This is a genomic window from Serratia inhibens, from assembly GCF_003591175.1.
Taxonomy (GTDB): domain Bacteria; phylum Pseudomonadota; class Gammaproteobacteria; order Enterobacterales; family Enterobacteriaceae; genus Serratia; species Serratia inhibens.
In genome coordinates this window covers 239,084-247,003 of sequence record NZ_QYYG01000008.1, presented here as the reverse complement: position 1 = coordinate 247,003, position 7,920 = coordinate 239,084, and the positions used below count along the sequence as shown (strand labels likewise).

Here is a 7,920-nt window from a genome sequence, read left to right as displayed (position 1 = left end):
CGCGGTTTTGCCTGCATCGAAAGATGCAACGTAAAAGAATCGGTGGAGCGGTAGTTCAGTTGGTTAGAATACCTGCCTGTCACGCAGGGGGTCGCGGGTTCGAGCCCCGTCCGTTCCGCCACTTATTTAAATTATGCCTGCTAATTTTAGCAGGCATAATGTTAAGCGAGATTTAGGGGCGTAGCTCAGTTGGTAGAGCACCGGTCTCCAAAACCGGGTGTCGCGAGTTCGAGTCTCTCCGCCCCTGCCATATTAAAAACCCTTTGCGAAAGCGAAGGGTTTTTTTTGCTTTCTGCATTTCCATAATCCCCGCTACCCTTCTGAAAGATTGCCTAAAAATCCCTCTGAAATCGTTCCCAATTTAGACATTTTTAGCTGAATCCATGTACAAAATGGTTGTTCTGCCGCGATGTGATGCCGCGCATTATTCCTGCCTGATTTTCAGCTACACCTAATTAGCGCCCGACCCTTTAGGCGCCAACTTCACCAGAAAAATATGCAGCATATACAACAACGACTACCCCTGTCGGAGGGAGTCACATCCCTGTGCAAAGCGAGGAGAACAACATGGTTAAACGTCTGCTGTTAGCAGCCGCCATTACAGGCGCATTGATCGGTACGGCACAGGCAGCACCGCTGGTCGTCGGTTTTTCTCAGATTGGTTCTGAATCGGGCTGGCGCTCGGCGGAAACCAAGGTATCAAAACAAGAAGCGGAAAAGCGCGGAATTACGCTGAAAATCGCCGATGCGCAGCAAAAACAAGAGAATCAGATCAAAGCGGTAAGATCTTTTATTGCCCAGGGCGTTGACGCTATTTTCATTGCGCCGGTTGTTGCTACTGGCTGGACCCCGGTGCTGCAAGAGGCGAAAGAGGCCAAAATCCCGGTATTCCTGCTCGACAGGATGATTGAGGTGAACGATCCCTCGCTGTATACCGCTGCGGTGGCATCAGACAGTGTGCATGAAGGCAAAGTCGCGGGAGAGTGGCTGGTAAAAGAGGTGGCCGGCAAGCCTTGTAACGTGGTGGAACTGCAAGGGACTGTAGGCTCAAGCGTTGCAATCAACCGTAAGAAAGGCTTTGCCGACGGTATCGCCAGCGCCGCCAACGTAAAAATCATCCGTTCGCAATCCGGCGATTTTACCCGCAGCAAAGGTAAAGAGGTGATGGAAAGCTTTATCAAGGCTGAACAGAATGGCAAAAATATCTGCGCCGTTTATGCGCACAACGACGATATGGCGATAGGTGCCATTCAGGCGATTAAAGAAGCCGGCTTGAAACCGGGTTCACAAATCAAAATTGTCTCTATCGACGGTGTTCCCGATATTTTCAAAGCGATGATCAGCGGCGAGGCCAATGCGACAGTCGAGCTGACGCCGAATATGGCCGGCCCTGCGTTCGACGCGCTGTTGGCGATGAAGAAAGACGGCACGCAACCCGCGAAGTTTATTCAGACCGAATCGAAACTGCTGCAGCCTGATACCGCAAAACAGGAATTTGAGCTGAAGAAAAGCATGGGTTATTAATCCACTCACCGACGGGACAAAAGATGGCCGCATCTCAGACCACGTTATTGGCGATTAAGGGATTATCCGTCGAGTTTCCTGGCGTAAAGGCGCTGGAAGAGGTTGATTTCACTCTGCAGCGCGGAGAGATCATGGCGCTGCTGGGTGAAAATGGCGCGGGGAAATCCACGCTAATAAAAGCGCTAACCGGGGTTTATCAACGTTCCGCCGGTGAAATCCTGCTGGAGGGCAAAGCCATTGCGCCGCAAAGCACCGCGCAGGCGCAGGTGTTGGGGATTGGCACGGTTTATCAAGAAGTTAACTTGCTGGCGAATATCTCGGTAGCCGCCAATTTGTTTATCGGCCGCGAGCCGACCCGTTTCGGCCTGGTCGATCAAAAAAGCATGCAGCGAAGAGCCCGGCAACTTTTGCAGGGCTATGGGTTGCAGCTGGATGTCAGCCAGCCATTGGGCAATTATTCGATTGCGATCCAGCAGATTGTCGCCATCGCCCGGGCGGTCGATCTTTCAGCCAAAGTCCTGATCCTGGATGAACCCACTGCCAGCCTGGATGCTAAAGAAGTCACCATGCTGCTGGATATTCTCAGTCAGCTGCGATCGCAGGGGATAGGCATGATCTTTGTCACTCATTTCCTCGATCAGGTTTACCGCATCAGCGATCGCATTACCGTGCTGCGCAACGGTAAGTTGGTGGGCACCAAGCCTGCCAACGACTTGCCACGGCTGGAGCTGGTCCAGATGATGCTCGGTCACGCCTTTGACGAGTCGTTGCTCAAGCGGGGCGAGCATGCGCCGACGGATGCGTCTCCGCTGGTCGAATTTAACGGCTACGGGCGTCGTGGCATGGTTGAACCCTTCGATCTGAGAATAAAGCCGGGTGAGATTGTCGGATTGGCCGGTCTGCTCGGTTCGGGGCGCACCGAAACGGCCCAACTGATATTCGGCATCAAATCGCATGATAGCGGCAGTGCGAAAGTGGAGGGCCACGCGGTGAATATTCGCACACCGCGCAAAGCTGCCAGTCTCGGCTTCGGTTATTGCCCGGAGGATCGTAAAACCGACGGAATTATCGGTGCCGCGACGGTGCGAGAAAATATCATTCTGGCCCTTCAGGCTCAGCGTGGCTGGTTAAAGCCGCTTTCGCTACGAGAGCAAACCCGCATTGCCGAGAGTTTTATCCAATTGTTGGGTATTCGCACGCCGGGGCCGGAGCAACAGATCCAATACCTGTCCGGGGGGAATCAGCAGAAGGTGTTGCTGTCGCGTTGGCTGGCGACCAAACCCCGCTTTTTGATCCTGGATGAACCGACGCGCGGGATTGACGTTGGTGCGCATGCTGAAATTATTCGGCTGATTGAAAGGCTGTGCGATGAAGGGTTAGCGCTACTGGTGATTTCTTCTGAACTGGAAGAACTGGCGGGATATGCCGATCGCGTCGTGGTATTGCGCGACAGAAAACACGTTACGCAGCTTGAGCATGCGGCTATTACGGTGCCTGCAATTATGCAGGCGATTGCTGTGCAACAGGGGGCAGGATGAACCACAGGAGCTTCTCCATGACCGGTGGACCACGCAAAGTCAAATGGGTATTCCCTGCCGGGGCGACGCAGTTGGGAGCGCTGGCGGCGATTTTGCTGATCGACAGCCTGGTCGCACCGCATTTTTTTTCCATTCACATTCAGGATGGCCGTTTGTTTGGCAGCGTGATCGACATCGTTAACCGCGGTGCGCCGGTCGCGTTGCTTGCCTTGGGCATGACGCTGGTTATCGCCACCGGGGGGATAGATCTTTCCGTAGGGGCGGTGATGGCAATAGCCGGAGCTACGGCGGCAACGCTGACCAGCGCGGGTTATCCACTGGGTTACGTGCTGGCCGCCGCGCTGGCCGCGGGGGCGTTGTGTGGCCTGTGGAACGGATTTCTGGTGGCGGTGCTGCAGATACAACCGATCGTCGCCACGCTGATGTTGATGGTGGCCGGTCGCGGTATTGCACAGCTGATCACCGAAGGGCAAATCGTCACTTTCGAACGCGAGGGTCTGGCGCAGTTGGGCAGCGGCGCGCTGATGTATTTGCCGATGCCGGCGATCATTGCCGCCGTGATGCTGTTGTTGATCTGGCTGCTGACGCGCAAAACCGCGCTGGGACTGTTTATAGAGGCCGTGGGGATTAATCTGCGTTCGGCGCGCAATGCGGGGGTCAGTACACGCTGGGTGGTCATGGCAGTCTATGTGATCTGCGGGCTGTGCGCCGCCGTAGCCGGGATTATTGTGACTGCGGATATCCGTGGCGCAGATGCCAACAATGCCGGGCTGTGGCTGGAGCTGGATGCGATTTTAGCGGTGGTGATTGGCGGAGGATCCTTGCTGGGAGGGCGTTTTAACCTCTTTTTGTCAGTCATTGGGGCATTAATAATCCAGGGAATGAATACCGGTATTCTGCTGTCCGGCTATCGGCCGGAGTTCAATCTGGTGCTGAAGGCGATAGTGGTTCTGGCGGTGCTGATGGTTCAATCGCCGAGCGTGTCGTTGCACCGGCTGTTAAGGAGGCGGAAGCCATGATCAAACGTAATCTGTCATTGTTGATTACCCTCGTGGTCTTTCTTCTGGGCTACGGGTTTTGTCTCACTCAGTTCCCCAGCTTTGCGTCAACGCGGGTATGGTGCGATTTACTGACTGACAACGCGTTTCTCGGCATTGTGGCGGTGGGGATGACGTTTGTGATCCTTTCCGGTGGCATCGATCTGTCGGTTGGGTCGGTGATCGCCTTCACCGGTGTATTGTTGGCCAAGCTGACCGGTGTTTACGGTATTGCGCCGGGTTATGCGTTCGTCATTGCTCTGTTGATGGGGGCGTCGTTTGGCGCTCTGATGGGCTGGATCATTGATGCGCTCAAGCTACCGGCATTTATCATCACGCTGGCTGGGATGTTCTTCGTACGCGGCATGAGTTTTATTCTTTCTGAAGAGTCGATACCCATTGATCATCCGCTGTATGCGACGCTGGCTAACTACGCCTGGAAACTGCCGGGAGGCGGCCGATTCACGCTGTTAGCGCTGGTGATGCTGTTGGTGGTGGCGGTCGGCATAGTGCTGGCACACCGCACGCGCTTCGGCCATAACGTTTATGCCATCGGCGGTAACAGGGTGTCTGCGGCATTAATGGGGGTACCGGTGCAGCGCACCACTGTGCTGATTTATATGCTTTCAGGCACGCTGGCGGCGCTGTCAGGGATTATTTTCTCGTTATACACCTCTGCGGGCTATGCGCTGGCAGCCAGCGGTGTAGAGCTGGATGCCATTGCCGCCGTGGTGATTGGTGGCACGCTGCTGACCGGCGGTGTCGGTACCGTGCTGGGCACGCTGTTTGGCGTGTTGATCCAGGGGCTGATTCAGAGCTATATCACCTTCGACGGTACGCTTAGCTCCTGGTGGACCAAAATCGTCATCGGTATCCTGTTGTTCTGCTTTATCGGCCTCCAGAAGGCGATGAGCGCGTTTTGGCTCAACAGACGAACCAAACCACGCCATCCGCGGCTGAAGCCGTTATAGCGTCTTAGGCTGTGGTGTTTAAAGGTATTTTCAACAATTGCCGGATGAGTGGCTGCTGGTCGCTATTTTGCAGCCACACAGCATACAGCGGGCGGATAATCGCCGGGATCTCGGGGGCGGCGACCAATTGCGGGTAGTCCTTCTCCCACTGGCTGGGCAGGAAGGCGCAGCCGCCGGTGGTTTCCAGTAACTGGCGGGTCAGGTGCGCCGAGGTGGTGGTCAGCACCGGCAGGCTATCACCTTCCAGCATGCGGCTTTCTTGCTGATGAAAGTCTGCTCCCCATTCCAGCTTGATATACGGCATCGGCGCATGCTGATCACGCAGGGTGGAAGAGAATAGCCGCAGCGAGAAATTACCCAGCAGCTGGCTGGCCAGCTCATCCATCTTTGGCGGCTCGGTAGTGATGAGCAAATCGAGCTGTCTCTCATGCAGCTGTTTTACCAAAGAATGCCGTAATGCAACCCTGGCTTCCAGTTGTAGCGCCTCACGTTGTTGGTAGAGCGATTGCAACCACGGGGTTAGGTAGGCCTCCCACAAAGATGCGGTGGCGCCGATGGACAACTCGGTATGCTGCAGCGAACGCACCACCTCTTTTTTTGCCAACTGCCAGGTTGTCATCAGGCTCTCAGCATAGGGCAGGAGCCGCTCTCCGGCGGGCGTCAGGCGGATATTGTTACGGTGACGGGTGAATAAATTCGCGCCTAATTGGTTTTCTAACTGGCGGATGCGGAAACTGACCGCAGACTGCGTTAAGTACAAGGATTCCGCGGCTCGGCCAAAGTGACGCGTTCTACTGACCTCCAAAAAGGTTTTCAGTAATTCGGTATCCACACCTGTCTCCAGAAATTTTTATCGTTAAGATTTAAATGTTTTGTTTTACACAATGTCAAGCCTATCTAATACTCCGCGCCATAAACAGCACGGCCATGAGAGAATTAGGAGCGTGTCAGATGGCGGATAGCTTCACCACGACCAATCGTTTTTTTGATAATAAACATTATCCTCGCGGGTTCTCCCGTCACGGCGATTTCACCATTAAAGAAGCGCAATTGCTAGAGCGGTTCGGGTATGCGTTCAACGAGCTGGACGCAGGCAAACGCCAGCCGGCCACTGAAGAAGAACAGCTGTTCGTCGCAGTGTGTCACGGTGAGCGTGAGCCGGTAACCGACCAGGAAAAAGTATGGGCTAAATATCTGGCGCGCACACGTCGCCCGAAAAAATTCCATACCCTGTCCGGTGGCAAGCCGCAGGCTGATGCGGTGGAAGACTACACCGAAAGCGACGATTGATAACGATGGGGCCTTTAGGCCCCATTTCTATTCCAGGCTGCGGTGCAACTGCAACAGTAAGCGGTCCATACAGCGGTAGCCAAGCGCTTCGCTCAGGTGGCGCTTATCAATATCCCGATCCCCTGCCAAATCCGCCAGCGTACGTGCCACTTTTAAAATTCGTTGCCAGGCGCGAACCGATAATCCCAACTTGTTTAACGTAGTCTCAAGAAAATCGGCGTCTGCTGCGCTAAGCGTACAATCTCGCTCGACTTCGGGATTACTCAACAGGGCGTTGATTTTTCCTGCCCGACAAAGCTGCCTCTCACGTGCCTGCAATACCCGCTCCCGTACCTGAATGCTGCTTTCTCCACCGGCGCGCTTTTTACTGAGAACGCCTGGCGGCAGCAACGGCACCTCAATCGATAAATCGAAACGATCGAGAAACGGCCCTGAAAGCCGCCCGAGATAGCGCAGGACTTGCTGCGGCGACGCACGGTTATGCATGCCCTGGTAGTGTCCGGTCGGGCTGGGATTCATTGCTGCGATCAACTGCACCCTGGCCGGAAAGCAGACCTTGGCGCTGGCGCGTGAAATGACGATCTCGCCAGACTCCAGCGGTTCACGCAAGGCATCCAGCACGCGCCGTTCGAATTCCGGCAACTCGTCCAGAAACAGTACGCCGTTGTGTGCCATGGAGATTTCACCCGGCCGCGGCAGTGAGCCACCACCGACCAGCGCGACCATCGAGGCGCTGTGATGCGGTGCACGAAATGGCCGCTGGCGCCATGGCAGCGTTTCAGCAGGGTGATGCAGCAGGCTGGCTACGGCCACGCTTTCCAGGGCTTCCCGGTCGGTCAGCGGCGGCAGCAGGCCATTGAGACGGCTGGCCAACATGGTTTTCCCGGTACCCGGCGGGCCGACCAGCAGCAGGTTATGCCCCCCAGCGGCGGCGATCTCCAACGCACGCTTGGCCTGCTCCTGGCCCAGAATATCCTGCAGATCGGCAGGGTCCTGCCGGGTTTCGGCGGCGGCCGGGGCGCTGGCCGCCGGTAAAACACCTTTGCCCAACAGAAAGGCGCACACTTCCAGCAGGTGTTCCGCCACCCGGGTTTCACTCTGTGCAATCAGGCCGACTTCCTTACCATTGGCCGCCGCGAGAATCAGTTGCCTTCCGGCATCCATAGCCGCCAGCGCGGCGGGTATCGCGCCACTTACCCCTCGCAGAGTGCCGGAGAGCGCCAGCTCCCCGAGGAACTCGTAGCGCGCCAGCTGATCGGCCGGCAGTTGTTCGGAGGCGGCGAGGATCGCCAGGGCAATCGGCAGGTCGTAACGGCCGCCCTCTTTGGGAAGATCGGCCGGCGCCAAATTGACGGTGATGCGCCGGGCGGGAAAGGTGAAACCGTTGTTGATCAACGCGCTGCGTACCCTATCGCGGGCTTCTTTCACTGTCGTTTCCGGCAGACCGACCATGGTCAGGCCGGGCAACCCGTTGCTGATATGCACTTCTACCGTCACCGAAGGGGCCTGAACGCCCATCGTTGCCCGGGTATAGATAACCGCCAGTGACATATTGCTCTC

At 56.1% G+C, this 7,920-nt stretch carries 7 protein-coding genes and 2 tRNA genes; 7 read left to right on the top strand and 2 right to left on the bottom strand.

The window, feature by feature from the left end:
• The first annotated feature begins 44 nt into the window (after positions 1-44).
• The 6 genes from D4100_RS21165 to yjfF all read left to right on the top strand — a co-directional run bounded on the left by D4100_RS21165 (position 45) and on the right by yjfF (position 5,070).
• Positions 45-121 (top strand) — tRNA-Asp (locus tag D4100_RS21165).
• Between the two features lie 53 nt (positions 122-174).
• Positions 175-250: transfer RNA gene (locus D4100_RS21160), tRNA-Trp, on the top strand.
• Positions 251-567: 317 nt separating this feature from the next.
• Complete coding sequence (gene ytfQ / locus D4100_RS21155; protein WP_065506789.1) at positions 568-1,524, top strand: galactofuranose ABC transporter, galactofuranose-binding protein YtfQ; 957 nt, start codon at positions 568-570, stop codon at positions 1,522-1,524.
• 23 nt (positions 1,525-1,547) lie between these two features.
• On the top strand, positions 1,548-3,062 hold the full coding sequence (gene ytfR / locus D4100_RS21150) for a galactofuranose ABC transporter, ATP-binding protein YtfR (RefSeq protein WP_065506788.1): 1,515 nt from the start codon (positions 1,548-1,550) through the stop codon (positions 3,060-3,062).
• Entirely contained in the window at positions 3,059-4,081 is a 1,023-nt protein-coding gene (gene ytfT / locus D4100_RS21145) for a galactofuranose ABC transporter, ATP-binding protein YtfT (RefSeq protein WP_119805191.1), read from the top strand. The genes ytfR and ytfT overlap by 4 nt, the downstream gene beginning before the upstream one ends.
• Entirely contained in the window at positions 4,078-5,070 is a 993-nt protein-coding gene (gene yjfF, locus D4100_RS21140; RefSeq protein ID WP_119805190.1) for a galactofuranose ABC transporter, permease protein YjfF, read from the top strand. Before ytfT ends, yjfF begins: the two co-directional genes overlap by 4 nt.
• 4 nt (positions 5,071-5,074) lie before the next feature.
• Here yjfF and hdfR read toward each other — a convergent pair whose 3' ends face one another.
• Positions 5,075-5,902 carry an HTH-type transcriptional regulator HdfR gene (gene hdfR / locus D4100_RS21135; protein WP_119805189.1) on the bottom strand — a complete coding sequence of 276 codons (828 nt, stop codon included), beginning with the start codon at positions 5,900-5,902 and terminating at the stop codon, positions 5,075-5,077.
• A gap of 119 nt (positions 5,903-6,021) precedes the next feature.
• Here hdfR and D4100_RS21130 point away from each other — a divergent pair, with 119 nt between their 5' ends.
• Positions 6,022-6,360: a MaoP family protein gene (locus D4100_RS21130; RefSeq protein ID WP_065506784.1), complete on the top strand. Its 339-nt coding sequence runs from the start codon at positions 6,022-6,024 to the stop codon at positions 6,358-6,360.
• Positions 6,361-6,387: 27 nt separating this feature from the next.
• Here D4100_RS21130 and D4100_RS21125 read toward each other — a convergent pair whose 3' ends face one another.
• Positions 6,388-7,911, bottom strand: coding sequence for a YifB family Mg chelatase-like AAA ATPase (locus D4100_RS21125; protein ID WP_065506783.1), 1,524 nt, complete (start codon positions 7,909-7,911; stop codon positions 6,388-6,390).
• Positions 7,912-7,920 lie beyond the last annotated feature (9 nt).